This is a genomic window from Pseudomonas sp. PDM26, assembly GCF_019219185.1.
In the GTDB taxonomy this organism is placed as follows: domain Bacteria; phylum Pseudomonadota; class Gammaproteobacteria; order Pseudomonadales; family Pseudomonadaceae; genus Aquipseudomonas.
Genome location: NZ_JAHUWC010000013.1, coordinates 55,632 through 82,515, shown reverse-complemented (window position 1 = coordinate 82,515; position 26,884 = coordinate 55,632). Strand labels below are relative to the sequence as shown.

Here is a 26,884-nt window from a genome sequence, read left to right as displayed (position 1 = left end):
GTTATCCACAGCTTATTCCCGTTTGTACGGGTGCTTATTACGATCAAGGATGATCCATGTCGCTGTCTACGGTTACACCGGTTTCCCCCGCGGAACTGGAAGCTCGATTACGTCTGCATCGTTTGCCGGAACTCGGTCCTGCGCGTTTCAAGAAATTGCTCGAAGCCTTCGGCTCGGCATCCAAAGCCATCAGCGCACCGGCCAGCGCCTGGCGTTCACTGGGTTTGCCACTGGCCTGCTCTGAGGCCAGACGAAGCACTGAGATTCGTGACGGCGCCAGCCACGCATTGGCCTGGTTAGAGCACCCGGCCCAGCATTTACTGATGTGGGACCAGCCGGACTACCCGGCACTGCTGGCACAAATCAGCGATGCACCACCACTGTTATTTGTCGCGGGCAATCCAGGCATTCTGGAAAAACCACAACTGGCGATGGTCGGCAGCCGGCGCGCGTCCCGGCCGGGGATGGACACCGCTGCAGCGTTTTCCCGCAGCCTGGCCGGTGCCGGTTTTGTCATTACCAGCGGCCTGGCACTGGGCATTGACGCCGCCGCGCACCAGGCCGCTCTCGACGTCGGCGGGCAAACGATCGGTGTGCTTGGTACGGGGCTCGAGAAGTTTTATCCACAGCGAAATAGACGCCTGGCAGACGCCATGGTCGCTTCGGGCAGCGCAGTGCTTTCGGAGTTCCCGCTGGATGCCGGCCCCAGCGCCGGCAACTTCCCTCGACGCAACCGGATCATCAGTGGTTTGTCACTCGGGGTGCTGGTGGTCGAAGCCAGTGTTGCCAGCGGTTCACTGATCACCGCGAGGCTGGCGGCGGAACAGGGGCGCGAGGTGTTTGCGATGCCCGGGTCGATCCATCACCCCGGCGCCCGAGGCTGTCACCAGTTGATCCGTGACGGTGCGGTGTTGGTGGAAACCATAGAACATATCCTCGAAGCCTTGCGCGGCTGGCAACGACTGTCGTTATCCACGCAAACCTGCACCCCTGCGACGATTCACCCACTGTTGAAGCTGCTGCATGCCGCGCCTCTCACCAGTGAAGCGCTGGCCGACGCAAGCGGCTGGACCTTGCCGAAAGTGCTGGCTGCGTTGACGGAACTGGAAATGGATGGCCGCGCCGTGTGCGAAAGCGGACGCTGGTTTGCGCGGGTGAGCTAGGTTTTATAAACAAGATCGGTAAACTGCGCAGAGCCTTATTCTGGAGTGTTTTTCATGGTCAACAGTTGGCGTGTGCAACAAGCCGCGCAAGCAATTCGCGCCGGGGCGGTGATTGCCTACCCAACCGAAGCAGTCTGGGGCCTGGGGTGCGACCCGTGGGACGAGGAAGCGGTGGAGCGTCTGCTGCTGATCAAGGGCCGGTCTGTGGACAAGGGGCTGATTCTGGTCGCCGACAATATCCGTCAGTTCGATTTCCTCTTCGAGGACTTCCCCGAATTGTGGATGGACCGCATGGCCAGTACCTGGCCGGGACCGAACACCTGGCTGGTGCCGCACCAGAACTTGCTGCCGGAGTGGATTACCGGCGTGCATGAAACCGTGGCGCTGCGAGTCAGCGATCACCCGCTGGTGCGGGATTTGTGCGCACTGGTCGGGCCGCTGGTGTCGACGTCGGCCAACCCGCAGGGGCGCCCGGCGGCACGTACGCGGATTCGCGTCGAGCAGTATTTCCGTGGCCAGGTGGATCTGGTGCTGGGTGGCAATCTGGGCGGGCGCAAGAACCCGAGCGTGATTCGCGATCTGGCGACCGGCAAGGTTGTGCGCCCGGACTAGGACCGAGGCGACATGTGGCGAGGGGGCTTGCCCCCGTTGGACGGCGCAGCCGTCCCAAAACCAGCGAACGCGGTGTATCCGGCAAACCGCGTTCATTGGTTTTACGATTGCTTCGCAATCGAACGGGGCGGTGCGGCGTTCCGACAAGCCCCCTCGCCACAGGTTACGGCAACAACACCACCGAGCCCGTCGTGCGCCGCGCCGACAACTCGGTCTGCGCCTTCGCCGCGTCAGCCAGTGGATAACGCTGGCTGACGTTCACGGTCAGTTTGCCGCTGATGATCATCTCGAACAGTTCGTCGGCCATGCGTTGCAGGTTTTCGGCGTTGTTCGCATAAGAGCCGAGGGTTGGCCGGGTCACGTACAGCGAGCCTTTGCCCGCCAGGATTCCCAGGTTCACGCCGTCGACCGCGCCGGACGCATTGCCGAAACTCACCACCAGCCCACGCGGCGCGGCGCAGTCGAGTGAAGTCAGCCAGGTGTCCTTGCCGACGCCGTCGTACACCACCGGGACTTTTTTGCCGTCAGTCAATTCCAGCACGCGTTGGGCGACGTTTTCATGGCTGTAGTCGATGGTCGCCCAGGCTCCGTTGGCCTTGGCCAGTGCAGCTTTCTCTGCCGAGCTGACCGTGCCGATCAGCTTCACGCCCAAGGCCCTGGACCATTGGCAAGCCAAGGATCCGACACCGCCGGCCGCGGCGTGGAACAGGATGGTTTCGCCACCCTTGAGTTCATAAGTCTGACGCAGCAGGTACTGCACGGTCAGGCCCTTGAGCATCACCCCGGCGGCCTGTTCGAAGCTGATGGCATCCGGCAGTTTCACCAGATTGGCCTCGGGCAAGACGTGAACTTCGCTGTAGGCGCCCAGAGGGCCGCTGCCATAGGCCACACGATCGCCGATCTTGAAGCGGGTCACTTCGCTGCCCACCGCCTCGACCACGCCCGCGCCTTCAGAGCCGACTCCCGATGGCAGGGATGGCGGCGGATACAGACCGCTGCGGTAATAGGTGTCGATAAAGTTCAGGCCGATGGCCTTGTTGGTCACGCGCACTTCCTTCGGACCTGGCTCGGCGGGTTGGTAATCCACATACTCGAGTACTTCGGGGCCGCCATGGGTGCGGAACTGGATACGCTTTGCCATCTGAACTCTCCATAGGTCGTTTTACCAAGCACCCTATCGGACTCCTAAGCTTGATCTTCGTCAACTGCGAAGGGGTAACGTGCGATGTTATGCTACGGACCCATTTGCGCAGGCTGAGCTCCAATGGAGCACCGCGTAGTTTTGCCCGATTCAAGGTGATGACATGACGACCCGCACCGAGGCCGTAAAAGCCTACCTGCTCGACCTGCAAGAGCGCATTTGCGCTGCCCTGGAAGCCGAAGACGGCGGCACGCAATTCGTCGAAGACGCCTGGACCCGGCCTGCCGGCGGTGGTGGTCGTACCCGCGTGATCGAAAACGGCGCGGTGATTGAAAAGGGCGGCGTCAACTTTTCCCATGTCTTCGGCAGCGGCCTTCCACCGTCTGCCAGCGCTCATCGACCGGAACTGGCGGGCCGTGGCTTTGAAGCCCTGGGCGTGTCGCTGGTGATTCACCCGCACAACCCCCACGTGCCGACTTCCCACGCCAACGTGCGCTTTTTCATCGCTGAAAAAGAAGGTGAAGAACCGGTCTGGTGGTTCGGTGGCGGCTTCGACCTGACCCCGTATTACGGCAACGAAGAAGACTGCATCCACTGGCACCGCGTCGCCGAGCAGGCCTGTGCGCCGTTCGGCCCGGACGTTTACCCGCGTTACAAGGCCTGGTGCGACAGCTACTTTCACATCAAGCATCGCCACGAGCCGCGCGGCATCGGCGGGCTGTTTTTCGACGACCTGAACGAGTGGGACTTCGACACCAGTTTCGCCTTCATGCGCGCCATCGGCGATGCGTACATCGACGCTTATCTCCCGATCGTGCAGCGCCGCAAGAACGATGCGTTCACAGTCAAGCAGCGCGAGTTCCAGGAGTTCCGCCGTGGCCGTTACGTTGAATTCAATCTGGTCTACGACCGTGGCACGTTGTTCGGCCTGCAATCGGGTGGGCGGACCGAGTCGATTTTGATGTCGCTGCCACCGCAAGTGCGCTGGGGTTACGACTGGAAGGCCGAGCCTGGCAGCGAAGAAGCGCGCCTGACCGAGTATTTCCTGCAAGACCGCGATTGGTTGGCCGACGCCTGAACGAGGAAACCTGATGGACCGTTATGTCGTATTCGGAAACCCGATCGGCCACAGCAAGTCGCCGTTGATCCATCGCCTGTTCGCCGAGCAGACCGCGCAAAAGCTCGACTACAACACGCTGCTGGCGCCACTCGACGACTTTTCCACCTGTGCCCGGACGTTTTTCCTCGAAGGTCGCGGTGCCAATGTGACGGTGCCGTTCAAGGAAGAGGCCTATCGATTGGCTAACAACCTGACGGCGCGGGCGCAGCGGGCGGGTGCGGTCAATACCTTGAGCAAACTGGCCGATGGCAGTCTGCTGGGCGACAACACCGACGGCGCCGGGCTGGTGCGGGACCTGACGGTCAACGCCGGTTTCAGCCTCAAGGGCAAACGCATCCTGTTGCTCGGTGCCGGCGGTGCGGTGCGCGGTGCCCTGGAGCCGCTGCTGGCCGAGCAACCGGCATCGGTGGTCATCGCCAACCGCACGGTGGAAAAGGCCGAGCTTTTGGCGGAACTGTTCTGTGATCTGGGACCGGTCTCGGCCAGTGGCTACGACTGGTTGCAGGAGTCGGTGGACCTGATCATCAATGCGACCTCCGCGAGCCTGACGGGCGATGTGCCGCCGATTGCGCCCAGCCTGATCGAACCGGGCAAAACGGTGTGCTACGACATGATGTACGGCAAGGAACCGACCTCGTTCTGCCGCTGGGCCAGTGAACACGGCGCGGCGGTGGCGATGGATGGCTTGGGGATGCTGGCCGAGCAAGCGGCGGAGGCGTTTTTCCTGTGGCGCGGAGTGCGGCCGGATACGGCGCCGGTGTTGGCTGAACTTCGCCGGCAACTGGCCCTATAACCTACTGTCGGAGCGAGCTTGCTCCGGGCGGCGTTCCGACGAAGGTCGTGAACGATAACGCGAAAAACCAGATGCCCAATTGCGCCCTCAGGTTTTTCGCGAGCAAGCTCGCTCCTACAGAGGGCGGTGCTTTAATCCTCAAACCGAATCGGGCATTTCTCCGCTCCTTCCAGCTTCCTCAATTCTTCCACCACCTGCGGCCGGGCCCGGCGCAAGGTCAGGCTGCGGTCCTGGCGAAGCAGGCGCCGCGCCTCCTGATGCAGCATTTCCACCCCTGAATAGTCGATGAAGTTGATCTGCTGCGCCTCGATCACCACGCGCGCGCCGTGCAAGCGTTGCAGGCGCACTTGCAGGTAATGGCTGGCACCGAAAAAGATCGAACCGCCCACCCGCAGAATGTCTTCCTCGCCATCTCGCACATGCTGCACCCGTGGCTGCGAGGTGCGCTTGAGGTAGAAAAAAAGCGAGGCCAGCACGCCGGCGTAGATCGCCGTTTGCAATTCCAGCAGCAGCGTGGCGACGCAGGTCAGCGCCATTACCACGAACTCAGCGCGGCTGACCCGCAACAACGCGCGAATGCCGCGGTGGTCCACCAGCCCCCAGGCGATCAACAGAATGCTCCCGGCCATCGCCGGGATCGGGATGTGTGCGATCAGGCTCGCGCCGAAGATTGCAAACAGCGCCACCCACAACGCCGAAAAAATCCCGGCCAGTGGCGAACAGGCCCCCGCTTCATAGCTCAGGCCTGAGCGAGTGAAGGAGCCGGCCGACAGCGATCCGGAAAAAAACGCCCCGACGATGTTCGACAGGCCCTGGGCACGGACTTCCTGATTGGCATCGAGTAATTGCTGCGAACGCGCTGAGATCGAGCGGGCGATCGACAGGCTGGTGACCAGCCCGAGCATACCGACCGCCACTGCGCTGGGCAGCAGGCGCAGGATCAGATCGAGATCCAGCGGCACCAGACTGAAAGGCGGCAGCTTGCCGGTGAAGGCGCTGATCAGTTGCACATGGCCGAACATTGATGGCCAAAGCCAGACCAGCAACGCACCCAGCACCAGCGTGATCAACAGCGTCGGCCAGCGTGGCAACCACAGCTTGAGGGTCACGCCCACCACTACTGTCGCCAGCCCCAGCGCCAGCGAAGGTTTGTCCATTTTGCCGAGATGGCGCAACAACGTGATGAAACTATCCAGAGCGGTGGCCTGGCTGGGCAAATCCAGCCCCAGCAGGTTAGGCAATTGACCGATGGCAATGACCACGGCAGCACCCAGGGTGAAGCCGAGTACCACCGAGTGAGAGACGAAATTCACCAATGCGCCAAACCGCAGCAAACCCAGCAGCCACTGGAAGATACCGGCAAGAAATGTCAGCAACAGGATCAACATGACGTAATCCTGCGAGGCTGGAACGGCCAGAGGACTCACGCTGGCGTACAGGACAATCGAGATGGCCGCGGTAGGGCCGCAGATCAAATGCCACGACGAACCCCACAGGCAGGCGATCAACACCGGGATGATTGCGGCGTAGAGGCCGTATTCCGGTGGGAGGCCGGCAATCAGTGCGTAGGCAATGGATTGCGGCAACGCGAGAATCGCGCCGCTGAGGCCGACGATCAGGTCGCGCCCGACGCTGGCGCGGGTTTGCCGGGGTAGCCAGGTGAGGAAAGGGAAGAGTGAATGGCGGCTTGGCAGGGCCATGGGGCCTCTCGGTTGGGGATTTTTTCGAAAGAGTATCAGGACCGGACAATCATTGTGGCGAGGGAGCTTGCTCCCGCTGGACCGCGCAGCGGTCCCAAAAGGGTAATCACGATGTGTCTGTCTCATCGAGGTAACCGGTTTGCGTCTGCTGCGTAGCCGAGCGGGAGCAAGCTCCCTCGACACAGATGGCGTTACAACTTGGCTTTGACCGCCGGCAACGCGTCCTTGCCATCCACGGTCTTCACCCCATCGAGCCATTTATCCAGCACCGCCGGGTTGGCCTTGATCCACGCCTTCGCCGCGTCGGCATTGCTGATTTTCTTGTTCACCACCTCGGCCATGATGCTGTTCTCCATTTCCTGGGTGAAACTCAGGTTGGTCAGCAGTTTGCCGACGTTCGGGCAGGCCTGTGCATAACCTTTGCGGGTCAGGGTGTGCACGCTGCCGGTGTCACCGAAGTATTTCTCGCCGCCCTTCAGATAGTGCATTTTGAGCTGCACGTTCATCGGGTGCGGGGTCCAGCCGAGGAAGGTCACGAACTTCTGTTTCTTCACTGCGCGGGACACCTCGGCCAGCATCGCCTGCTCGCTGGACTCGACCAGTTTCCACTGGCCCATGTCGAAATCGTTTTTCTTGATGATCTCTTGCAGCGAGATGTTCGCCGGCGCGCCGGAGCCGATACCGTAGATCTTGCGGTCGAACTTGTCGGCGTATTTGTTCAGGTCGGCAAAGTCATGCACACCCGCGTCCCACACGTAGTCCGGAACGGCGAGGGTGAATTCGGTGCCGTCGAGGTTCTTCGCCAGTTGCGTGACATCGCCGTTGGCGACGAACTTGTCATAGAAGCCCTGCTGCGCCGGCATCCAGTTACCCAGGAACACATCGACCTGGCCATCCTTGAGCCCGCCAAAGGTGATCGGCACCGCGAGGGTGTCGACCTTGGCCTTGTAGCCCATGCCGTCCAGCAGAAACCCGGCGATGGCATTGGTTGCGGCGATGTCGCTCCAGCCCGGGTCGGCCATTTTCACGGTCTCGCAACTCTGATCGGCAAACGCCGATGCGCTGCCCAGAGCCAGGAGCCCGACCGTCAGTACTGTGGATAACCTTTGCATGGACTTCCCCTTGAGATTATTGGTTTTGGCAGGGTTGTGGATAACGTGCTTTACGTTCCAGATCGTCGAGGTCGATGTGGTTGCGCATGTATTGCTGACTGGCGTCCACCAGTGGCTGGTGATCCCAGCTCTTCAGCTTGCCGAGGGTCAGCGCCTCGGCCACGAACCGCCGGCGCCGTTGGCTGGCGAGCACCTGCTGGTGAATCGCCGGAATGTTCCATTTGGCCCGCGCTTCGGCGAGAAAATCGTCGAAAAGTTGGCAATATTGCGGCGAATGACTGAGTTCTTCCAGCTCGCGAGGGTCATTGTGTACGTCGAAGAGTAGGCAAGGGTCGTCTTCGCTGTAGATGAACTTGTAGGCGCCGCGGCGGATCATCATCAACGGGCTGATAGTGCCTTCGGCCATGTATTCGCCGAACACCTCGTCGTGACCGCCCTGCCCTTGCAGGTGCGGGACCAGAGAGCGGCCGTCCAGCGGCAAGCCTGGTTCCAGCGAGCCGCCAGCCAGTTCAACGAAGGTCGGCAGCAGATCGGCCGTGGAAACACTGGCGCTGACCCGACCCGCGCCGAATTGCCCCGGTGCGCTGATCAGCAGCGGCACCCGTGCGGCCATTTCGTACCAGTGCATTTTGTACCAGAGCCCGCGTTCGCCGAGCATGTCACCGTGGTCACCGGAGAACACGATGATGGTGTCGTCGATCAGCCCGGTATCTTCGAGGGTTTGCAGGAGTTTGCCGACGTTGCTGTCGATATAGCTGCACGCGCCGAAATAGGCGCGGCGGGCGTCGCGGATCTTATCCACAGGTAGTGGCTTGTCCCACAGGTCATAGACCTTGAGCAAACGCTGCGAGTGTGGATCGAGGTCATGCTGATCCGGAGTCGAAGGCAACGGGATGTCAGCATCGTCGTACAAATCCCAGAAAGCCTTGGGAATGGTGTACGGATCGTGTGGGTGAGTCATGGAAACAGTCAGGCAGAACGGCCGATCGCCCTCTTCGCGGATATGGTCGAACAGGTACTGCTGGGCCTTGAACACCACCTCTTCGTCGAAATCCAGCTGATTGGTGCGCACGCACGGGCCGGCTTGCAGCACCGACGACATGTTGTGGTACCAGGTCGGACGCACGTCCGGCTCATCCCAGTTCACCGCCCAGCCATAGTCGGCCGGGTAAATGTCACTGGTCAGGCGTTCTTCGTAGCCATGCAACTGGTCTGGTCCACAGAAATGCATCTTGCCCGACAGGGCAGTGCGGTAGCCGAGGCGGCGCAGGTAGTGGGCGTAGGTCGGTACGTCGGCGGGGAAATCGGCGGCATTGTCATAGGCGCCGATCTTGCTCGGCAACTGGCCGCTGACCAGGGTGAACCGCGACGGCGCGCACAGGGGGCTGTTGCAATAAGCGGAGTCGAACACCACGCCTTGTGCGGCGAGGCGGCTGAGATTGGGCAGCTTGATGGGCGATGGGCCGTAGAACGGCAACATTGGCGCGGCCATTTGATCGGCCATGATGAAAAGAATGTTCTTGCGCTTCATGTGATCGCGGCATTCCATAGTGGATGTTTATGCGAGAGTGCTGGCTTCGAGAATGAAACCCCAGCACCTTGCAGTAAAGCCCACGCGCGGCAATGACTAGGATAAGCACAGCTTATGTATGACGCCCTTGGTGACCTGTCTCTTGATCTGCTTCGCGCCTTCGAAGCCGCAGCCCGTCAGCGCAGCTTTACCGCGGCGGCGGTTGAGCTGGGCACCACGCAACCGGCCATCAGCCAGCAGATCAAGCGCCTGGAAGAACAACTGGCGACCCGCCTGTTCGACCGCATTTACCGTGGAATCGAACTGACCGAGGCCGGGGAGATTCTTTTCGAACAGGTTCAGCTCGGATTGCAGAACATCGACGCAGGATTGAGCGCAATCAGCGCACAGCAACAGCATGAGGTGCTGCAGGTTGCGACGGATTTTGCCTTCGCCGCCTATTGGTTGATGCCGCGTTTGCATCGCTTTCACGCGGCCAATCCGCAGGTGGATGTCAGCCTGGTCACCAGTGAACGCAGCCATAACATGCTACGTACCGATATCGATGTGGCGGTGCTGTTCGGCGATGGCCGCTTCAAGCAGGGTGAAAGCCATTGGCTGTTCAACGAAGAAGTGTTTCCGGTGTGCAGTCCGCAGTTGTTGGGTGAGCGTTCCCTGCCCTTGCCGGCCCAGGCATTGCTGGAGTTTCCGTTGCTGCACCTGCGTGGGGAACACAGCAGCAACTGGTTCGACTGGAGTGGTGTATTCCGCGAATTGGGCATCACCTCGCCCCCGGCGCCCGGTCAGCTGCGTTTCGACAATTACACCCTGCTGATTCAGGCGGCGATTGGTGGTCAGGGCGTGGCCATCGGCTGGCGCCACCTTGTGGATAACTTGCTGGCGCAAGGGTTGTTGTGTCGGCCGATCGGCGAAACGGTGATGTCGAGACTGGGTTATTACGTGGTCCTGCCCCAGCGCAAACGACGCGGAGCGCTGATCCAACAGTTTGTGGATTGGTTGATGGCCGAGCAGGCCAGCAGTGCGCAATCGCTCAGCGGCCTGACGCTGCCGTCCGTTGCGGTTTAGCTGTCGGTTGCGATGAAGTTGACGTGCTGGCCGATGTGCAGGTTCAACTGCAATTCATCGGCAATGCCCACGGCGGTGCGGGCCAGCCGTCCGAGCGGTTCGGCCAACCCCGGCTCGAGGTTGCGACCGATTTTGGTAAAATGTTCGATGGTCAGCCCCGGCACCCCGCGCGGTTCGTTAACCAGCGTCCACTTCAAAGGACTGCTTTGCAGTGCCACGCGGATTTCCTCGGCGGCGTGACGTTGCAAGCTGTCTTCGGATTCCGGATCGTCCAGCACGTCGAAATCACCCACCAGAAACAATCGGGCGATGTTTGCTGCCTGCATGCCATCGATCAGCGCATCCACTGCCAGCACCTGTTCGACCGGGCCGGGCACGATGGTTTTTTCCACGTGTTCGCTATTGAACGGTAAGCCTGGTGCGTCCAGTAAGCAGATGACCACGGAGCTGCCGGCCACACTCTGCTTGACCCGTTGCGCGTCGAACAGATCGCCAGTCTTGGTGCGCAGCCCCGGACGGGATGCCAGCGCATTGAGGTCATCGAGAATCGCGATGACTTCATGCTGGCGCCGCAGCATTTCAGCCATCAGCGCACTGCCCAGGCTACTCATGGCACCATAAAGCACCACTTTCACGACGGGGGTTTCAGCATTTTTCATGGCTGGGCTTCCTGTTTTCCAGCGCCTATATGATGTTTGACCTACAGGAAACGGCGAGGGTTCGAACAGCTCCCAGAGGGAATCAGATGCAGCAGATAACGGGCTATCACGCCCACGTTTATTTCGATGCCAGCACGATCGGGCAGGCGCGGGCCTTGTGTGAGCAGGCGGCGCAATTGTTTCCACTGAAAATGGGCCGCGTGCACGAGCGCCCGGTCGGCCCGCACCCGGACTGGAGCTGTCAGTTGGCGTTCGAGCCGCAGGTCCTGGGCGACGTGCTGCCGTGGCTGGCGCTCAATCGCAACGGTTTGGTGGTGTTCCTGCACCCGGACACCGGTGACGATCTGCTTGACCATACCGAGCACGCGATCTGGATGGGCGCGATTCGGCCGCTGGATCTGTCTATTTTTTGATCAGAGTGTTTCTTCAGCCTCGCCGGGCAAGTGTTCGTCCAGATGCAGCCACGGCAAGCGGCTGTTGGTCCAGATGTGCCGCTCGGCCGGTGCTTGTTCGGGATGGTCGAGGGTGGCGATGGTCAGGTCGATGCTTTCAGGACTCAGATGCGTGATCAACGCCAGTTGCGCCCCACACTGTCCGCAGAAATATCGCTCGCAGGTGGATGAAGAGTCGTACCGCGACGGCGTCCCGGCCAACCATTGAAAGGCCGATGCCGGCACGGTGATCCAGGTGGTCACGATGCCGCCGCTGACCCGTCGGCAAATCGAGCAATGGCAGTGGGCGATATCGTGCAGCGGCCCGCTGAATTGATAGCGCAGTTGCCCGCAATGGCAGCCGCCGGTGTGAAGTTCGCCCATGTTCAACCTCCCGCCCTGTGTTCAGGGACTTGAAACCCAATCCGACGATCGGTTGCACATCCGGTCCTTGCTTTCATTTCCGAAAGCTGGCTGAAAGCTTCCCCGATTAGGATCGCCCCCACTACCGGCAACAGACCGGTTGGCCAATGCCAGCGTTTTATCGCTCGCACAGCCCATTTAACAACAACAATGGTGATTCTGATGTCCTCTTCTACCCGCCGCTTCGCTGTAACTCCGCCCGTACGTCTCGTGCTTCCCGTTCTGCGCTGATCCCGCCCGATCTGCCCATTCCCTAGCCGCGCTACGCCTGGAGTATTCCCATGCTGACTTTCCTTGGCTTCGCCATGGTCATCACGTTCATGTTCCTGATCATGACCAAGCGCCTGTCCGCGCTGATCGCCCTGATCCTCATTCCAATCATTTTTGCCCTGTTTGGCGGCTTTTCGCCGAAGATCGGCCCGATGATGCTCGAAGGCATCACCAAGCTTGCGCCAACCGGCGTGATGCTGATGTTCGCAATTCTGTACTTCGCCCTGATGATCGACTCCGGCCTGTTCGACCCGGCCGTGCGCAAGATCCTCAAACTGGTCAAGGGCGACCCGTTGAAAGTTTCGGTCGGCACCGCCGTACTGGCGCTCGTCGTTTCCCTCGATGGTGACGGCGCGACCACTTATATGATCTGCGTGGCCGCCATGCTGCCGCTCTACAGCCGTATCGGCATGAGCCCGCGGATCATGGCCGGCCTGATCATCCTCGCCGGTGGCGTGATGAACATGACTCCATGGGGTGGCCCGACTGCTCGCGCTGCCAGTGCGTTGCATGTGGACCCGTCCGACATCTTCGTACCGATGATTCCTGCGATGCTGGCCGGTGTGGTGGCGATCCTGGTTATCGCCTACTTCTACGGCAAGCGTGAACGTGCTCGCCTGGGTGAACTGCACCTGGTGGGCGATGAAATCGATCATAGTGAAATCAGCGTTTCGCAGTTCCCGGATGCCCGTCGTCCGAACCTGATCTGGTTCAACGGCGCCCTGACCCTGGCCCTGATGGGCACCCTGATCGCCGGCCTGCTGCCGTTGCCGGTGCTGTTCATGGTGGCGTTCAGTATCGCCATGATCGTCAACTATCCTTGCCTGCAACAGCAGAAGGATCGCGTTGCGGCTCACGCCGGTAGCGTGCTGGCGGTAGTCGGGTTGATCTTTGCGGCCGGTATCTTCACCGGTATCCTGACCGGCACCGGGATGGTCGATGCGATGTCGAAAAGCCTGCTGGCGGTGATTCCGGATTTCCTCGGCCCGTATCTGGCGGTGATTACGGCGCTGGTGAGCATGCCGTTCACCTTCTTCATGTCGAACGATGCATTTTATTACGGCGTGTTACCGGTACTTGCCGAAGCCGCGAGCCATTACGGTATAACCGCGGTGGAAATGGCACGTGCCTCGATCGTCGGTCAGCCCGTCCACCTGTTGAGCCCGCTGGTTCCATCGACCTACCTGTTGGTGGCCCTGGCCGGTATCGATTTCGGTGACCACCAGCGCTTCACCCTGAAGTGGGCAGTGCTGGTTTGTACCTGCATACTGATTGCTGCGCTGCTGTTGGGGACTTTCCCGGTGTTCAGCACTCTATAAGCCCAAGACTCACCACAACGGGTCCAGGCTTCGCTGTTTGAAGCCCGGACCCGTTGTGGTTTAACAATCGCTCAAAGGAATACACATGGAATGGCTGACCAACCCTGAAATCTGGGTTGCCTTCTTCACCCTGACCGCCCTGGAAATCGTCCTGGGTATCGATAACATCATCATGATTTCGATCCTGGTCAGCCGCATGCCCAAGCACATGCAGGCGCGTACCCGGATTTTCGGTCTTGGGCTGGCCATGATCACGCGGATCCTGCTTCTGCTGTCGATCACCTGGGTCATGCGCCTGACCGCCGATCTGTTCGAAGTGTTCGGCCAGGGTATTTCCGGACGCGACCTGATCCTGTTCTTCGGTGGTCTGTTCCTGCTGTGGAAAAGCTCTCAAGAGATGTTCCACGCGCTGGAAGGTGAAGATGAAAGCAGCGACGAACCTTCTGGCAAGGGCGGCAACTTCCTCTACACCATCATCCAGATCGCGATCATCGACATCGTGTTCTCCCTGGACTCGGTGATCACCGCGGTCGGCATGGTCTCCCACGTTCCGGTCATGGTCGCAGCGATCATCGTGGCCGTGCTGGTGATGATGTGGGCATCTGGCACCATCAGTGAGTTCATCGACAGGCACCCATCGCTGAAGATGCTGGCGCTGTCGTTCCTGTTGATCGTCGGTACGGTGCTGATTGCCGAATCCTTCGACGTGCACGTGCCAAAAGGCTACGTCTACTTCGCCATGGCGTTCTCGCTGGCAGTGGAAGCGATCAACATCAGGATGCGCACCGCCATCGCGAAAAAAAAGAAACAGCAGGATCCGGTAAAGCTGCGCAAGGACATTCCGGGCCAGTAACCCGAAAGCGCTAAATACGCAAAGCCTGTGGGAGCGGGCTTGCTCGCGAAAGCGGAGTGTCAGTCAACCTCTATGTTGCCTGGTACACCGCTTTCGCGAGCAAGCCCGCTCCCACATTATTTTTGGCGGATTGCATGAATGGGATTTCATGACAGTTTTATTTCAATCCCTTCTTTGGCTATGCGATGCTGGCGCGTAGACCGTTAGCCAACTACAGCTTATGTACAGAACGTAGAACGTCACGCGGTACCGTCAACTTGCTCCTTTGGGGCGCTACACCACAGGGGGTCATTATGCTCACCCTGCTCAATTTGCTTTCTGCAGTGGCCCTGCTGATCTGGGGCACGCATATCGTCCGAACCGGCATCCTGCGGGTCTACGGCACCAATCTGCGCCATGTCATTGCTCATAACATGTCCAATCGCTGGCTGGCATTTGTCTCCGGGATCGTCGTGACGGCGATGGTCCAGAGCAGCAACGCTACCGCCATGCTGGTCACTTCCTTTGTCGGCCAAGGCCTGATGGCGCTTACGCCGGCGCTGGTCACCATGCTCGGTGCCGATGTCGGTACGGCCCTGATGGCGCGGGTTCTGACGTTCGATCTGTCGTGGTTGTCGCCCCTGCTGATTTTTGCCGGGGTGATTTTCTTTCTGTCGCGCAAGCAGACCCGACTCGGGCAGATGGGCCGTGTCGCCATTGGCTTGGGCTTGATTATTCTGGCGCTGCAACTGATTGTCGAAGCGGCGTACCCGATTACCCATGCCAAAGGGGTGAAGGTGATTTTCGCCTCACTCACCGGCGACCTCCTGCTCGACGCCCTGATCGGCGCGCTGTTCGCGATGGTTTCCTATTCCAGCCTGGCCGCAGTGTTGCTTACCGCGACCCTGGCGGGCGCCAACGTGATCAGTCTGCCGGTGGCCATCGGGCTGGTGATCGGCGCCAATATCGGCAGCGGCGTACTCGCCTTCCTCAGCACCAGCATGCAGAACCCCGCCGGGCGCCAAGTGGCGCTGGGCAGCCTGCTGTACAAACTGATTGGTCTTTTATTGATCATTCCGGTACTTGATCCGTTGGTGCACTGGCTCGATAGCCTCGATTTCAGCCCTCAGGAAATGGTCATTGGCTTTCACCTGCTCTACAACACCGCACGCTGCCTGATCCTGCTGCCCAGTGTCGGGCCGATAGCCAGATTTTGTGCCTGGGTACTGCCGGAGCGCCCGCAGGTCAACGGCACGGCCAAGCCCCGGCACCTTGACCCCACAGCGTTGGTCACGCCCGGTTTGGCGCTGGCCAACGCGGCCCGGGAAACCCTGCGCATGGGCGACCTGATCGACAACATGCTCGAAGCCATGCTCGACGTGTTGCGCGGCAAGCAAACCGCCGTCACCCAGGAAATACGCCGCCTGACTGACGATGTCGAAGCGCTCTACAGCGCGATCAAGTTGTATCTGGCGCAAATGCCCCGGGAAGATCTCAGCGATCAGGACAGCCGGCGCTGGGCGGAAATCATCGAGCTGGCGATCAACCTGAAACTCGCCAGCGACTTGATCGAACGCATGCTGCGCAAAGTCCAACAGCAGAAAACCTCGCAGCGCCGGTCGTTTTCCGAAGTCGGGCTGGGCGAATTGACCGGGTTGCATACCCAGTTGATTTCCAGTCTGCGGCTCGGGATGTCGGTGTTTCTCAGTGGCGACCCGGAAAGCGCTCGTCAGCTGGTGCGTGAAAAACGTCGTTTCCGCGCTCAGGAGCGGCGCCTGGCCCATGCCCATGTCAGCCGTTTGCAACGTAAAATCGTGCAAAGTATAGAAACCAGTTCGTTGCACCTGGAGCTGATTGCCGACATGAAGCGTCTGAATTCGTTGTTTTGCAGCAGTGCCTACGTGGTGCTGGAAACATCCGACACCGGCGCGCTGGTGGTCGACGATTTGGCTGACATTACTCATTCACCCTGAACGTCCACAGTTGCATGAAGTCTGTTGAACTTACGCCAGTTGTACGGAAGCTTGTTATGCGTTGTCTGTTGTTCGCCTGTCTGTTGCTTGGTTCTTTTCCGTCGCTGGCCCTGGATCGCTTCCAGGTCGAGGGCTACACCCTGCGCAACGGTTTGCAGTTGCTGCTCAAACCCGGCACTGACCACGGACATGTGGCGATTCGGCTGGTGGTGGGCGTTGGCCTGGACGATTTCAATTGCGAAGAAAAGGAATTGCCGCATCTGCTGGAACACCTGCTGTTCAGCGGCATCGACGCCAGTGGCGAAGGTGGCCTGGAAGAACGCATGCAGGCCCTGGGCGGTGAGTGGAACGCCTTCACCAGCAATGCCGATACGACTTTCGTCATTGAAGCGCCGGCGAAAAACCAGCGCAAGGTGCTCGACCTGCTGCTGGCGCTGCTGACCCAGACCCGTTTCGACGACAACGCCATCCACGCGGCCAAGCAAGTGGTCGAGCGTGAAGACGGCGGCCACTACTCGCACTTGCAACGCTGGCTCGATCGTCAGGACCTCGGCCACACGGCCAGCAACCAGCTGGCCGTGGAGCTGGGCCTCAAATGCCCGGAGCGTGCGCAAGTCGATGACCTGACCCATGAGCAACTGGAGCAGGTGCGCAAGGACTGGTATGCGCCGAACAACATGACCCTGATCGTGGTCGGCGACCTCGACAAGTTGCTGCCGGCCTATCTGGAACAGGCCTATGGCGAGCTTGAAGCGATTACCCCTGGCGAGCATCCTCCGCTGCCGCAAATCCAGGCCAGCGCCGCCCACGAGCGCGCTCTGACCCACGGTCTGGTCGGCAACGGCGCCAAATTGCACTGGCTGGTGCCAGAGCCGGTGCTGGACGACGGGCACGATCAAACCTTCGATTTGCTCAAGGATTATCTGGATTGGGCGCTCTATCGCCAGCTGCGCCTGGCTCACGGTTTGTCCTACGGTCCGTGGGCAGAACGCGAGGTGTTCGGCGGCGTGGGTTTCATGAGCCTCAATGCCGACCTTGAACGCGACGACGTGCTTGCGGCCGAACAAGTGCTCGACGACTTGAAGGCCGGACTGCTCAAGGACGGCCTCAATGCCGACACCTTCAACCGCCTGAAGCAGGCCGCGATTGCCCGCCAGGCCTGGGCCGTGCAAGGCAACAGCGCGTTGGCCGACTACTACTGGAGCGCCATCGGTGATTACGAGGACGGCCAATTCACCAACCCGGCCCGGGAGCTGCAAGGGGTGACGCTGGAAGAGGCGAACAAGGCCGTGCGTGAACTGTTGTTGCAGCCGGGGTATTTGCGGATCGAGAAGCCACTGTTCAGTTATGACCAGTTGATGTGGTTGGCGGTCGGGGGGGTGGGCTTGATCGTGTTGATGTTGGTGGGCTGGCGTTTGCACCGCAGGAAGTAAATATCCCTTCTCGCCACAGCGCCGCACCAACGGTACCCTGTCGAGGTTTTTTCCTACGACTACTGTGAACCCACCGAATGCAAAACCTGACCCTTTTCGTACAGCGCATCCTCGAATTGATGAAGCGCTACCCTGGGGTTATTGCACTCTGTGGTTTCATCTCCGGGGTGGGCAGTTTCATTCTGGTCGATCGCCAGCAAGGCCTGGCGAGCTGGATCACTACCATCATGCTGATCAGCTGGATTTGGCTGATGCTGGAAAACAGCCTGACCAAGCTGTTCACGCGCATTTTCAAGCGCGAAATTCCGGAACCGTTGCTGCGTTATGCAACGCAGATGATTCATCAGGAAAGCCTGTTCTTTGTCCTGCCGTTCTTCTTCATCACCACGACGTGGAACAGCGGCCAGTTGGTTTTCACCGGGCTACTGGGCGTCGCGGCGCTGATTTCGATCATCGACCCGCTCTACTACAAATGGTTGGCGCCGCGGCGTTGGGCGTTTCTGGCCCTGCACACCCTGACCCTGTTCGCCGCCCTGCTCACCGCGTTGCCGGTGATCATGCACCTGACCACCGCACAAAGTTTCAAATGGGCGCTGGGCATCTCGGTGCTGTTGTCGTTCCCGAGCCTGGCGTCGATCTTCCCGATTCGTACTGTACGCAGTGCGTTGGCGATTTTGAGTATCACCCTGGGCATTGGCTTCGTCGGTTGGGAGCTGCGCTCGTGGGTGCCGCCGGCGACGCTGTGGATGACTGACGTGGCCATCAGCACGCAAATGCAGGACCGCACCCCGGGCGCCAGCCTCGACGAAGTCAGCGTCGAGCAGATTCGCAATGGCGGGCTCTACGCGTACACCGCGATCAACGCTCCACGTGGCCTGGACGAACGGATTTATCACGTCTGGAAGTTCAACGGTAAAGAGGTCGACCGCATTCCTCTGGATATTCGCGGCGGGCGCAAGGAAGGTTACCGGGCCTGGACCCACAAGCAGAACTTCCCGGGCAACCCGGCCGGCAAATGGCAGGTTCGGGTGCTGACCGAAGATGGCCAGGTCATCGGCGTGCTGCGCTTCAAAGTCACGGACAGCACAGCGATAAAAGAAAAGTAGTGCGGTTCGTGCTATTACGTAGCGTGTGGCGAGGGAGCTTGCTCCCGCTGGGTCGCGAAGCGGCCCCAAAAAAGGGACTGCTACGCAGCCCAGCGGGAGCAAGCTCCCTCGCCACGTTCATACGAAATAACAGTATTCCAATAAAGCACGGAGCTTATGATCAGCAGCACGATGGCCGGCGACGCCCGATTAGACACCTCGATTACCCCTGCGCGGTTGCGGGTGACGGGCGACTGGACGCTTGCCCATTACGCTGACCTCAAACTGTTGGGCGAAAAGCTCCATGGCCAGTACGACACCAACACCCCCATCGATCTCAACGGACTGGGCGCCCTCGACACCGCCGGTGCCTCGCTATTGGTAGAGCTGCTCGGCTCCGAGCGCCTCGGTCGCTCCGCTGAACATCCTGATTGCACGCTCTGCGCTGCAGATCGCGCGTTGCTGCAAACCGTCTACTGCTCGCTGACCGATTTCTGCGTACCGATCAAGGAACCGGAAGTCAGCGTTACCATTCAGTTGCTGACCCGCATTGGTCGCGCTGTGGACATCGTCTGGCAGGACACCCTGCAACTGCTGGGTTTCGTCGGCCTGATCATCGAAACCATCGCCCGCGGCCTATTCCGGCCCAAACGCTGGCGCGTCACGTCGATGATTGCGCACATCGAGCAGACTGGCCTCGACGCCGCGCCGATTGTTGCGTTGCTGACCTTTCTGGTGGGCGCCGTGGTGGCGTTTCTCGGGTCGACGGTACTGGCCACTTTCGGTGCCACCGTCTTCACCGTGGACCTGGTGGGGTTTGCCTTTTTGCGCGAATTCGGTGTGCTGCTGACCGCGATCCTGATGGCCGGGCGCACCGCCAGTGCGTTCACGGCGCAAATCGGTTCCATGAAGGCCAACGAAGAAATCGACGCCATCCGTACGCTGGGCCTGGATCCCGTGGAGTTGCTGGTGGTGCCGCGGGTCCTGGCGTTGCTGATCTCCCTGCCGATGCTGACCTTTCTGGCGATGCTGTCGGGGATTATCGGCGGTGCCGTGGTCTGCGCGGTGGCGCTGGATATCTCGCCGGCGATGTTCCTGTCGCTGCTGCAAACGGACATCAGCGTTCAGCACTTTCTGGTGGGGATCGTCAAAGCACCGTTCTTCGCTTTCCTGATTGCCGCTATTGGTTGCCTCGAAGGCTTCAAGGTCAGTGGCAGTGCCGAGTCTGTGGGCGCCCACACTACGTCGAGTGTGGTGCAGTCGATTTTCGTGGTGATCGTGATGGATGCGATAGCCGCAATGTTTTTCATGGAGATGGGTTGGTGAGTCGTGTCCCCCGAGCGCCCTCGGAGGCGGTGATTGAAGTCCGCGGGCTGTGCAACCGCTTTGGCCGCCAGAGTGTGCATGAGAACCTCGACCTGGACTTGTACAAAGGCGAGATCCTCGCCGTGGTCGGCGGCTCCGGCAGCGGCAAATCAGTGCTGCTGCGCAGCATTGTCGGGTTGCGCGAGCCCAGCGAAGGCGTGGTGAAAGTCTTCGGGAAAAACCTGCCGACCGTGTCCGAACACGAACGTTCGCTGGTAGAGCGGCGATTCGGCGTGTTGTTCCAGAAGGGCGCGCTGTTTTCCTCGCTGACAGTGACCGAGAACGTCGCTCTGCCACTGATCGAACACGCCGGCTTGAGCCGCAACGACGCCGAGCACCTGGCAGCGGTGAAAATGGCCCTGGCCGGATTGCCGCTGTCGGCGGCGGAGAAGTACCCTGCGTCGCTGTCCGGCGGCATGATCAAGCGTGCCGCATTGGCCCGGGCGCTGGCACTGGACCCGGACATCCTGTTTCTCGACGAGCCCACCGCCGGTCTCGACCCGATCGGTGCCGCCGCGTTCGACCAATTGATCCTGACCCTGCGTGACTCCTTGGGCCTGAGCGTTTTCCTGGTGACCCACGACCTTGACACGCTTTACACCATCACTGACCGGGTGGCGGTGTTGGCGCAGAAAAAGGTGCTGGTGGCGGACGCCATCGACAAGGTGTCGGAAACCAACGATGCGTGGATTCACGAATACTTCCATGGCCCTCGCGGCCGCGCGGCATTGACAGCCGCCCAACAGCTCAAAGAGGTCTGACATGGAAACCCGAGCCCATCATGTATTGATCGGCCTGTTCACGGTGATTGTGGTGACGGCCGCGCTGCTGTTTGGCCTGTGGCTGGCCAAGTCCAGTGTCGACACCGAGTTCAAGGACTACGAGGTCGTGTTCAACGAGGCGGTCAGCGGTTTGTCCAAGGGCAGTTCGGTGCAGTACAGCGGGATCAAGGTCGGCGACGTGATCTCGCTGCACCTGGACCCGAAAGATCCGCGTCGGGTGCTGGCGCGAATTCGCCTGGCCGGTGATACACCGGTCAAGGAAGACACCAATGCCAAGTTGGCCCTGACCGGCGTCACTGGGACCTCGATCATCCAGCTCAGCGGCGGTACGCCACAGAGCCCAACGCTCAAGGGCAAGGACGGCAACCTGCCGACCATCGTCGCCTCGCCCTCGCCCATCGCCCGCCTGCTCAATGACAGCGAAGATCTGATGGCCGGGGTGACCACGCTGATGCATAACGCCAACCTGATGTTCTCCACGCAAAACATCGAGCGCATCAGCAACACCCTGGAGCACCTGGAGCAGACTACCGGGACCATTGCCGAGCAGCGCGGCGATATCGGCCAGGCCATGCAGCAACTGGCGTCGGTGGGCAAGCAGGCCAACACCATGCTGGAGCAGACCACGGCGCTGATGCGCAATGCCAATGGGCTGCTCAATGATCATGGCAAGGAGGCGCTCGGCAGCGCCGAGCAGGCGATGAAGTCGCTGCAGGAGAGCAGCGCCACCCTCAACAAGCTGATCACTGCCAATCAGGATTCGCTCAACAGCGGTATGCAAGGCCTCAATGGCCTGGGGCCGGCCGTGCGCGAGATGCGCGAAACCCTGAGTTCGTTGCGCACCATTACCACACGCCTGGAAGCCAACCCCAGCGGTTACCTGCTGGGCAGTGAAAAGACCAAGGAATTCACGCCATGAAGCTGATTCGGATTGTCCTCTTCGCTGGCTTCACGCTGATCAGTTCGTGCTCGATCCTGCCAAAGCCCGAGCCCTTCGAGGTCTATCGATTGCCGTCGGCCCAAGGCGCATCGGCCAACCATGGAACGCCGCAACGCTGGTCGCTACGCCTGAGCAAATTCCAGTCCAGCGAAGCGTTGAACAGCCCGAGCATTGCCGTGATTCCTCAGGGTGATGTGATCAGCCACTACCAGGGTTCACGCTGGAGCGACCCGGCACCGGTGCTCGTACGCAATCGCCTGCTGGAAGGTTTCCTGCATGACGGACGGGTGCCGTTGTTGAGCACCGATGACAGCATTTTCCAGACTGATCTTGAATTGGGCGGCAATCTGCAGGCGTTCCAGACTGAATACCAGGGCACGAATGCCAGCGCGGTCGTGCGTCTGGATGCATTGCTGGTGCGCAGTTACGACCAGCGCATCCTCGCCAGCCGCCGCTTTGAAGTGCGCCAGCCACTCAGCGATGTGCGGGTTCCGGCGGTGGTGGTCGGGTTCGGTCAGGCGAACGATCAGTTGGCCGCGCAGGTGGTGAACTGGGCGGTTGAGCAAGGACAGAAATTGGCGCCACCACCGAGACCTTGAGGACGAACGCAGTCCCCCTGTGGGAGCGGGCTTGCTCGCGAAGAGGGAGTGTCAGTCGACATCAATGTTGCCTGATACACCGCCTTCGCGAGCAAGTCGGATCGCCGCACCGCCGCTCCCACAGTTGATTTGTGTCGAACCTATCACTGCTGCAAAAACGCCTGATGCAGCTCCGCCAGCGTTTCAAAATGATACGCCGGCGCTTCGGCGCTCAATTCTTCGCGGCTGCCGAACCCGTAACCCACCGCTGCCGCGTCCAGCCCGTTGCTGCGTGCGCCGATCAGGTCGTGCTTGCGGTCGCCGATCATCAAGGTGTTGGCCGGGTCCAGGTTTTCTTCGGCCATCAGGTGAGCGATCAGCTCGACCTTGTTGGTCCGGGTGCCATCCAGTTCGCTGCCGTAAATCACCTTGAAGTGTTTGGCAAAATCGAAATGCCGGGCGATTTCCCGGGCGAACACCCACGGCTTCGAGGTGGCGATGTACAGTTGCCGGCCTTGTCCGCCCAGGGTTTCCAGCAGCGGCGTGACACCCTCGAACACCCGGTTTTCGTAGAGGCCGGTGACCTTGAAGCGCTCACGGTAGAAATTCACCGCCTCCCACGCCTTCGGCTCGTCAAAGTCGTAGAACTGCATGAACGCCTGCAACAGCGGCGGGCCGATGAAGTGTTCGAGTTTGCCCAGGTCCGGTTCATCGATACCCAGTTTGCCCAGGGCGAACTGGATCGAACGGGTGATGCCCTCGCGTGGGTCGGTCAGGGTGCCATCGAGGTCGAACAAAACGGTTTGGTAATGCATGTTGAATCCTGAATAAGAGGACCGGGTCAAAGCTGGTCGTAACCTTCGGCCAGATGCAGGTCCTTGAGCTTTACGTAATTCGCCGCGCTGTAGGTGAAAAAGGCGCGCTCCTTGTCGGTCAGCAGGCGGATCTGCTTCACCGGGCTGCCCACATACAGGAAGCCGCTTTGCAGATGCTTGCCCGGCGGCACCAGGCTGCCGGCACCAATGATCACATCATCGTCGACCAGCGCACCGTCCATGACGATGCTGCCCATGCCGATCAACACCCGGCTGCCCACCGAACAGCCATGCAGCATGACTTTGTGGGCGATGGTCACGTCATCGCCGATCAGCAATGGAAAGCCATCGGGATTGAACGGACCGGCGTGGGTGATGTGCAACACGCAACCGTCCTGCACGCTGGTACGCGCGCCGATGCGGATGCGGTGCATGTCGCCACGAATCACTGTCAGCGGCCAGACCGAGCTGTCTTCGCCAATTTCAACGTCGCCGATCACCACCGCCGAGCCGTCTACAAAAGCGCCTTTGCCGAGCAGCGGCGTGTGGTTCTGATACTTGCGAAGGTTCACGATAGGGTTTCTCTCTGTTGCTGATAGCTGCGGTGAACGTCGATTGTAATTAAGATGGCTACATGTTTCTCCAGCCAAGGTATCAACCGTGAGCGTGAACAACCCTCTTTTGCAGTCCCATGACCTGCCGCCGTTCTCCGCCATTCGCGCCGAACACGTACAACCGGCCATTGAACAGATCCTGGCTGATAACCGTGCCGCCATCGTCGAGATCCTCAAGACCCAGGTCAAACAGCCATCGTGGGCTGGCCTGGTGCTGGCGATGGACGAACTCAATGACCGTCTGGGTGCCGCCTGGAGCCCGGTCAGCCACCTCAATGCCGTGTGCAACAGCGCCGAACTGCGTGAAGCCTACGAGTCGTGCCTGCCGGCCTTGAGCGCCTACTCCACCGAGCTGGGCCAGAACCGCGAACTGTTCCAGGCCTTCGAAGCCCTGGCCAGCAGCCCGGAAGCGGCCGGTTTCGAGGTGGCGCAGAAAACTATCCTGGAACACTCCCTGCGTGACTTCCGTCTGTCGGGTATCGACTTGCCGGAAGCCGAGCAGAAGCGTTACGCCGAAGTGCAAAGCAAGCTGTCCGAGCTGGGCAGCCGTTTCTCCAACCAGTTACTCGACGCCACTCAGGCGTGGACCAAACACATCACCGATGAAGCCGCCCTCGCCGGCCTGACGGATTCCGCCAAGGCGCAAATGGCCGCCGCGGCCCAGGCGAAGGACCTGGATGGCTGGCTGATCACACTGGAATTCCCGAGCTATTACGCGGTGATGACCTACGCCCAGGACCGCGCGCTACGTGAAGAAGTCTACGCGGCTTACTGCACCCGTGCGTCGGACCAGGGACCGAATGCCAGTCAGAACGACAACGGCCCGGTCATGGAAGAAATCCTCGACCTGCGTCAGGAGCTGGCCAAGCTGTTGGGTTTCAGCAGTTTCTCCGAGCTGAGCCTGGCGACCAAAATGGCTGAATCCAGCGATCAGGTGCTGAGTTTCCTGCGCGATCTGGCCAAGCGCAGCAAGCCGTTCGCCGCCCGGGATCTGGAGCAGCTCAAGGCTTACGCCGCCGAACAAGGCTGCCCGGACCTGCAGAGTTGGGACAGCGGTTTCTACGGTGAAAAACTCCGTGAACAGCGTTACAGCGTGGCCCAGGAAGCCCTGCGCGCCTATTTCCCGATCGACAAGGTGTTGAGTGGTCTGTTTGCCATTGTTCAGCGCCTGTACGGCATCGAAATCGCCGAGCTCAAAGGCTTCGACACCTGGCACCCGGATGTCCGCCTGTTCGAAATCAAGGAAAACGGCCAGCATGTCGGCCGCTTCTTCTTCGACCTGTATGCTCGTGCCAACAAGCGTGGCGGGGCCTGGATGGACGGCGCCCGGGACCGTCGTCGTACCGCTGGCGGCGTGTTGCAAAGCCCGGTGGCGAACCTGGTGTGCAACTTCACCCCGGCCGACAGCGGCAAGCCTGCGCTGCTTACCCACGATGAAGTCACCACCCTGTTCCATGAATTCGGACACGGCCTGCATCACTTGCTGACCCGCGTCGAGCATGCTGGCGTGTCCGGCATCAACGGCGTGGCCTGGGATGCCGTCGAACTACCAAGTCAGTTCATGGAAAACTGGTGCTGGGAGCCGGAAGGCCTTGCGCTGATTTCCGGTCATTATGAAACCGGCGAACCGCTGCCTCAGGACCTGCTCGGGAAAATGCTCGCGGCGAAAAACTTCCAGTCCGGCCTGATGATGGTCCGCCAACTGGAGTTCTCTCTGTTCGACTTCGAATTGCACGCGACCCACGGCGACGGCCGCAGCGTGCTGCAAGTGCTCGAAGGCGTGCGCGACGAGGTCTCGGTGATGCGCCCGCCGGCCTACAACCGCTTCCCCAACAGCTTTGCGCATATCTTCGCCGGTGGTTATGCCGCGGGTTATTACAGCTACAAATGGGCTGAAGTGCTGTCGGCCGATGCGTTCTCGAAGTTCGAAGAAGAAGGCGTGCTCAATGCCGACACCGGTCGCGCCTTCCGTGAAGCGATCCTGGCACGCGGCGGTTCCCAGGAGCCTATGGTGTTGTTCGTCGACTTCCGTGGTCGTGAGCCATCGATTGACGCACTCTTGCGCCACAGCGGCCTGAGTGAGGACGCAGCAGCATGAGTGAGGGATTTGTGATTACGAAAAAACGCTTTATCGCCGGGGCGGTCTGCCCGGCATGCAGCGAGCCGGACAAGTTGATGATGTGGAACGAAGACAGCGTGCCACATCGTGAATGTGTGGCTTGCGGTTACTCTGACACTCTCAATGAACAAGGGTTGTCGGTGCCCAAGGAGTTGGGTACGCGGGTTAACACCAGCGCACTCAAACCAGCCGACACCAAGGTTCAGGCGGTTCAGTTCTTCCCGAACCCGAAACTGAAGAAAAAGCCTGACGAACAACACTGAGTGAAAAAAAGCCTCCGTTGCGCAATGCCGCGGGGGCTTTCTTTATTCGATGTGAGCGGACTTGAACCAGCTCTTCATCGAACACGCCGCAAACGGGCTCGTGCTGCAATCGCCGTTGGCCAATGCAGTGCGAAGCTTGTCCACGTCAGCCTGCATCATGTAACGAATACCGTCCTTGAAGTGGGTGCTGTCACCAAAGCCACCCTGGGTCATTTCGTTCAGTGCCTCTTCCTTGCTCCAGTCCTGGATGACAACCCGGTACATGGCCGCCATCAGGCCAGTACGGTCTGAGCCGTGTTTGCAATGCATCAGCACCGGGCCTTTGGCTTCGGCTGTTTGAATGGCTCGCAAAGCCTTGAGTACATCGGCGTCATCCACATGGTTGGTGCGATAAGGCAGCTGTACTTGCGTGATGCCTGGCGTGGACAACCAACTGGAGTCTGCTTCAGGCAGGAAGTTGATCACCGTGCCGACCTTGAGTTTCTCCAGCAGCGGCACCGCCCCTTTGTCCGGCAAGGCGCTGCGATAAAGCGTCGGCGACATCTGGAAGAGGTTGTATTGCTGCTCGATAGGTTGAGCCCAGTCTGCCGGACGGTGTGCAGTACTGTCGTCGGCAAACGCTGGTGACTGGCTGAACAGAGCGACCAGCAAAAGGCACAGTGCAGGGAAAAAGCGTGGTAGGAACATGCTCGAGTGACCGTTCAGAAAGAGTCTGGATATTCACAAGCAGCATCAACGCTCACCGG

Annotated in this window: 26 protein-coding genes; 17 read left to right on the top strand and 9 right to left on the bottom strand. The window is 60.3% G+C overall.

Annotated elements, in window-relative coordinates; genetic code table 11:
- Window positions 1–56: 56 nt before the first annotated feature.
- Both dprA and KW849_RS23520 read left to right on the top strand, forming a co-directional pair.
- Window positions 57–1,163 carry a DNA-processing protein DprA gene (gene dprA, locus KW849_RS23525; protein ID WP_218431481.1) on the top strand — a complete coding sequence of 369 codons (1,107 nt, stop codon included), beginning with the start codon at window positions 57–59 and terminating at the stop codon, window positions 1,161–1,163.
- 54 nt (window positions 1,164–1,217) lie between these two features.
- Entirely contained in the window at window positions 1,218–1,775 is a 558-nt protein-coding gene (locus tag KW849_RS23520; protein WP_057397341.1) for an L-threonylcarbamoyladenylate synthase, read from the top strand.
- A gap of 163 nt (window positions 1,776–1,938) precedes the next feature.
- Here the strand turns inward: KW849_RS23520 and KW849_RS23515 are convergent, their stop codons facing one another.
- The gene (locus tag KW849_RS23515; protein ID WP_218431480.1) at window positions 1,939–2,916 is read right to left on the bottom strand and encodes an NADPH:quinone reductase; all 978 of its coding nucleotides are present in this window, start codon (window positions 2,914–2,916) and stop codon (window positions 1,939–1,941) included.
- A 163-nt stretch (window positions 2,917–3,079) separates the two neighbouring features.
- Here KW849_RS23515 and hemF point away from each other — a divergent pair, with 163 nt between their 5' ends.
- Together hemF and aroE are read left to right on the top strand one after the other, a co-directional pair.
- Window positions 3,080–3,994, top strand: a complete 915-nt coding sequence (gene hemF, locus KW849_RS23510) for an oxygen-dependent coproporphyrinogen oxidase (RefSeq protein WP_218431479.1) — start codon at window positions 3,080–3,082, stop codon at window positions 3,992–3,994.
- A gap of 13 nt (window positions 3,995–4,007) precedes the next feature.
- Window positions 4,008–4,829: a shikimate dehydrogenase gene (aroE, locus tag KW849_RS23505; RefSeq protein ID WP_218431478.1), complete on the top strand. Its 822-nt coding sequence runs from the start codon at window positions 4,008–4,010 to the stop codon at window positions 4,827–4,829.
- Window positions 4,830–4,960: 131 nt separating this feature from the next.
- Here aroE and KW849_RS23500 read toward each other — a convergent pair whose 3' ends face one another.
- The 3 genes from KW849_RS23500 to betC all read right to left on the bottom strand — a co-directional run bounded on the left by KW849_RS23500 (window position 4,961) and on the right by betC (window position 9,172).
- Window positions 4,961–6,529 carry a SulP family inorganic anion transporter gene (locus KW849_RS23500; RefSeq protein WP_218431477.1) on the bottom strand — a complete coding sequence of 523 codons (1,569 nt, stop codon included), beginning with the start codon at window positions 6,527–6,529 and terminating at the stop codon, window positions 4,961–4,963.
- A gap of 191 nt (window positions 6,530–6,720) precedes the next feature.
- On the bottom strand, window positions 6,721–7,641 hold the full coding sequence (gene choX, locus KW849_RS23495) for a choline ABC transporter substrate-binding protein (protein WP_218431476.1): 921 nt from the start codon (window positions 7,639–7,641) through the stop codon (window positions 6,721–6,723).
- A 16-nt stretch (window positions 7,642–7,657) separates the two neighbouring features.
- Entirely contained in the window at window positions 7,658–9,172 is a 1,515-nt protein-coding gene (betC, locus tag KW849_RS23490) for a choline-sulfatase (RefSeq protein WP_218431475.1), read from the bottom strand.
- Between the two features lie 114 nt (window positions 9,173–9,286).
- On the opposite strand from betC, the gene KW849_RS23485 reads away from it, so the two are divergent.
- On the top strand, window positions 9,287–10,237 hold the full coding sequence (locus KW849_RS23485) for a LysR family transcriptional regulator (RefSeq protein ID WP_218431474.1): 951 nt from the start codon (window positions 9,287–9,289) through the stop codon (window positions 10,235–10,237).
- Here the strand turns inward: KW849_RS23485 and KW849_RS23480 are convergent.
- A complete protein-coding gene (locus tag KW849_RS23480) occupies window positions 10,234–10,896 on the bottom strand; it encodes an NAD(P)-dependent oxidoreductase (protein WP_218431473.1) in 663 nt (220 codons plus the stop codon). The two genes, KW849_RS23485 and KW849_RS23480, sit on opposite strands and share 4 nt — an antisense overlap.
- An 86-nt stretch (window positions 10,897–10,982) precedes the next feature.
- Between KW849_RS23480 and KW849_RS23475 the strand changes: the two genes are divergently transcribed.
- Complete coding sequence (locus KW849_RS23475; RefSeq protein ID WP_218431472.1) at window positions 10,983–11,309, top strand: DOPA 4,5-dioxygenase family protein; 327 nt, start codon at window positions 10,983–10,985, stop codon at window positions 11,307–11,309.
- On the opposite strand, the gene KW849_RS23470 is transcribed toward KW849_RS23475, so the two are convergent.
- Window positions 11,310–11,711 carry a GFA family protein gene (locus KW849_RS23470; RefSeq protein ID WP_218431471.1) on the bottom strand — a complete coding sequence of 134 codons (402 nt, stop codon included), beginning with the start codon at window positions 11,709–11,711 and terminating at the stop codon, window positions 11,310–11,312.
- Between the two features lie 320 nt (window positions 11,712–12,031).
- On the opposite strand from KW849_RS23470, the gene KW849_RS23465 reads away from it, so the two are divergent.
- From KW849_RS23465 to KW849_RS23425, 9 genes are all read left to right on the top strand, one after another.
- Window positions 12,032–13,339 (top strand): CitMHS family transporter, encoded by a 1,308-nt coding sequence (locus tag KW849_RS23465; RefSeq protein WP_108218771.1) that lies wholly within the window; start codon window positions 12,032–12,034, stop codon window positions 13,337–13,339.
- 85 nt (window positions 13,340–13,424) lie between these two features.
- The gene (locus tag KW849_RS23460) at window positions 13,425–14,192 is read left to right on the top strand and encodes a TerC family protein (protein ID WP_218431470.1); all 768 of its coding nucleotides are present in this window, start codon (window positions 13,425–13,427) and stop codon (window positions 14,190–14,192) included.
- A 293-nt stretch (window positions 14,193–14,485) separates the two neighbouring features.
- Entirely contained in the window at window positions 14,486–16,144 is a 1,659-nt protein-coding gene (locus tag KW849_RS23455; protein ID WP_218431469.1) for a Na/Pi cotransporter family protein, read from the top strand.
- Window positions 16,145–16,200: 56 nt separating this feature from the next.
- A complete protein-coding gene (locus KW849_RS23450; RefSeq protein WP_218431468.1) occupies window positions 16,201–17,577 on the top strand; it encodes a pitrilysin family protein in 1,377 nt (458 codons plus the stop codon).
- A gap of 77 nt (window positions 17,578–17,654) precedes the next feature.
- Entirely contained in the window at window positions 17,655–18,683 is a 1,029-nt protein-coding gene (locus tag KW849_RS23445; protein WP_218431467.1) for a DUF5924 family protein, read from the top strand.
- A gap of 156 nt (window positions 18,684–18,839) precedes the next feature.
- Window positions 18,840–19,988, top strand: coding sequence for an ABC transporter permease (locus KW849_RS23440; protein ID WP_218431466.1), 1,149 nt, complete (start codon window positions 18,840–18,842; stop codon window positions 19,986–19,988).
- Window positions 19,985–20,788 (top strand): ATP-binding cassette domain-containing protein, encoded by an 804-nt coding sequence (locus KW849_RS23435; protein WP_218431465.1) that lies wholly within the window; start codon window positions 19,985–19,987, stop codon window positions 20,786–20,788. Before KW849_RS23440 ends, KW849_RS23435 begins: the two co-directional genes overlap by 4 nt.
- Window position 20,789: 1 nt before the next feature.
- Window positions 20,790–21,728 carry an MlaD family protein gene (locus KW849_RS23430; RefSeq protein WP_218431464.1) on the top strand — a complete coding sequence of 313 codons (939 nt, stop codon included), beginning with the start codon at window positions 20,790–20,792 and terminating at the stop codon, window positions 21,726–21,728.
- Window positions 21,725–22,348: an ABC-type transport auxiliary lipoprotein family protein gene (locus KW849_RS23425; RefSeq protein ID WP_218431463.1), complete on the top strand. Its 624-nt coding sequence runs from the start codon at window positions 21,725–21,727 to the stop codon at window positions 22,346–22,348. The genes KW849_RS23430 and KW849_RS23425 overlap by 4 nt, the downstream gene beginning before the upstream one ends.
- Before the next feature lie 143 nt (window positions 22,349–22,491).
- Here KW849_RS23425 and KW849_RS23420 read toward each other — a convergent pair whose 3' ends face one another.
- Together KW849_RS23420 and KW849_RS23415 are read right to left on the bottom strand one after the other, a co-directional pair.
- Complete coding sequence (locus tag KW849_RS23420) at window positions 22,492–23,142, bottom strand: HAD family hydrolase (protein ID WP_218431462.1); 651 nt, start codon at window positions 23,140–23,142, stop codon at window positions 22,492–22,494.
- Between the two features lie 26 nt (window positions 23,143–23,168).
- Window positions 23,169–23,714, bottom strand: coding sequence for a gamma carbonic anhydrase family protein (locus KW849_RS23415; protein WP_218431461.1), 546 nt, complete (start codon window positions 23,712–23,714; stop codon window positions 23,169–23,171).
- An 88-nt stretch (window positions 23,715–23,802) separates the two neighbouring features.
- On the opposite strand from KW849_RS23415, the gene prlC reads away from it, so the two are divergent.
- The gene (prlC, locus tag KW849_RS23410) at window positions 23,803–25,854 is read left to right on the top strand and encodes an oligopeptidase A (RefSeq protein ID WP_218431460.1); all 2,052 of its coding nucleotides are present in this window, start codon (window positions 23,803–23,805) and stop codon (window positions 25,852–25,854) included.
- Window positions 25,851–26,138, top strand: coding sequence for a YheV family putative zinc ribbon protein (locus KW849_RS23405; RefSeq protein ID WP_218431459.1), 288 nt, complete (start codon window positions 25,851–25,853; stop codon window positions 26,136–26,138). Before prlC ends, KW849_RS23405 begins: the two co-directional genes overlap by 4 nt.
- A gap of 42 nt (window positions 26,139–26,180) precedes the next feature.
- Here the strand turns inward: KW849_RS23405 and KW849_RS23400 are convergent, their stop codons facing one another.
- A complete protein-coding gene (locus KW849_RS23400; protein WP_218431458.1) occupies window positions 26,181–26,825 on the bottom strand; it encodes a dual specificity protein phosphatase family protein in 645 nt (214 codons plus the stop codon).
- Window positions 26,826–26,884: the final 59 nt, after the last annotated feature.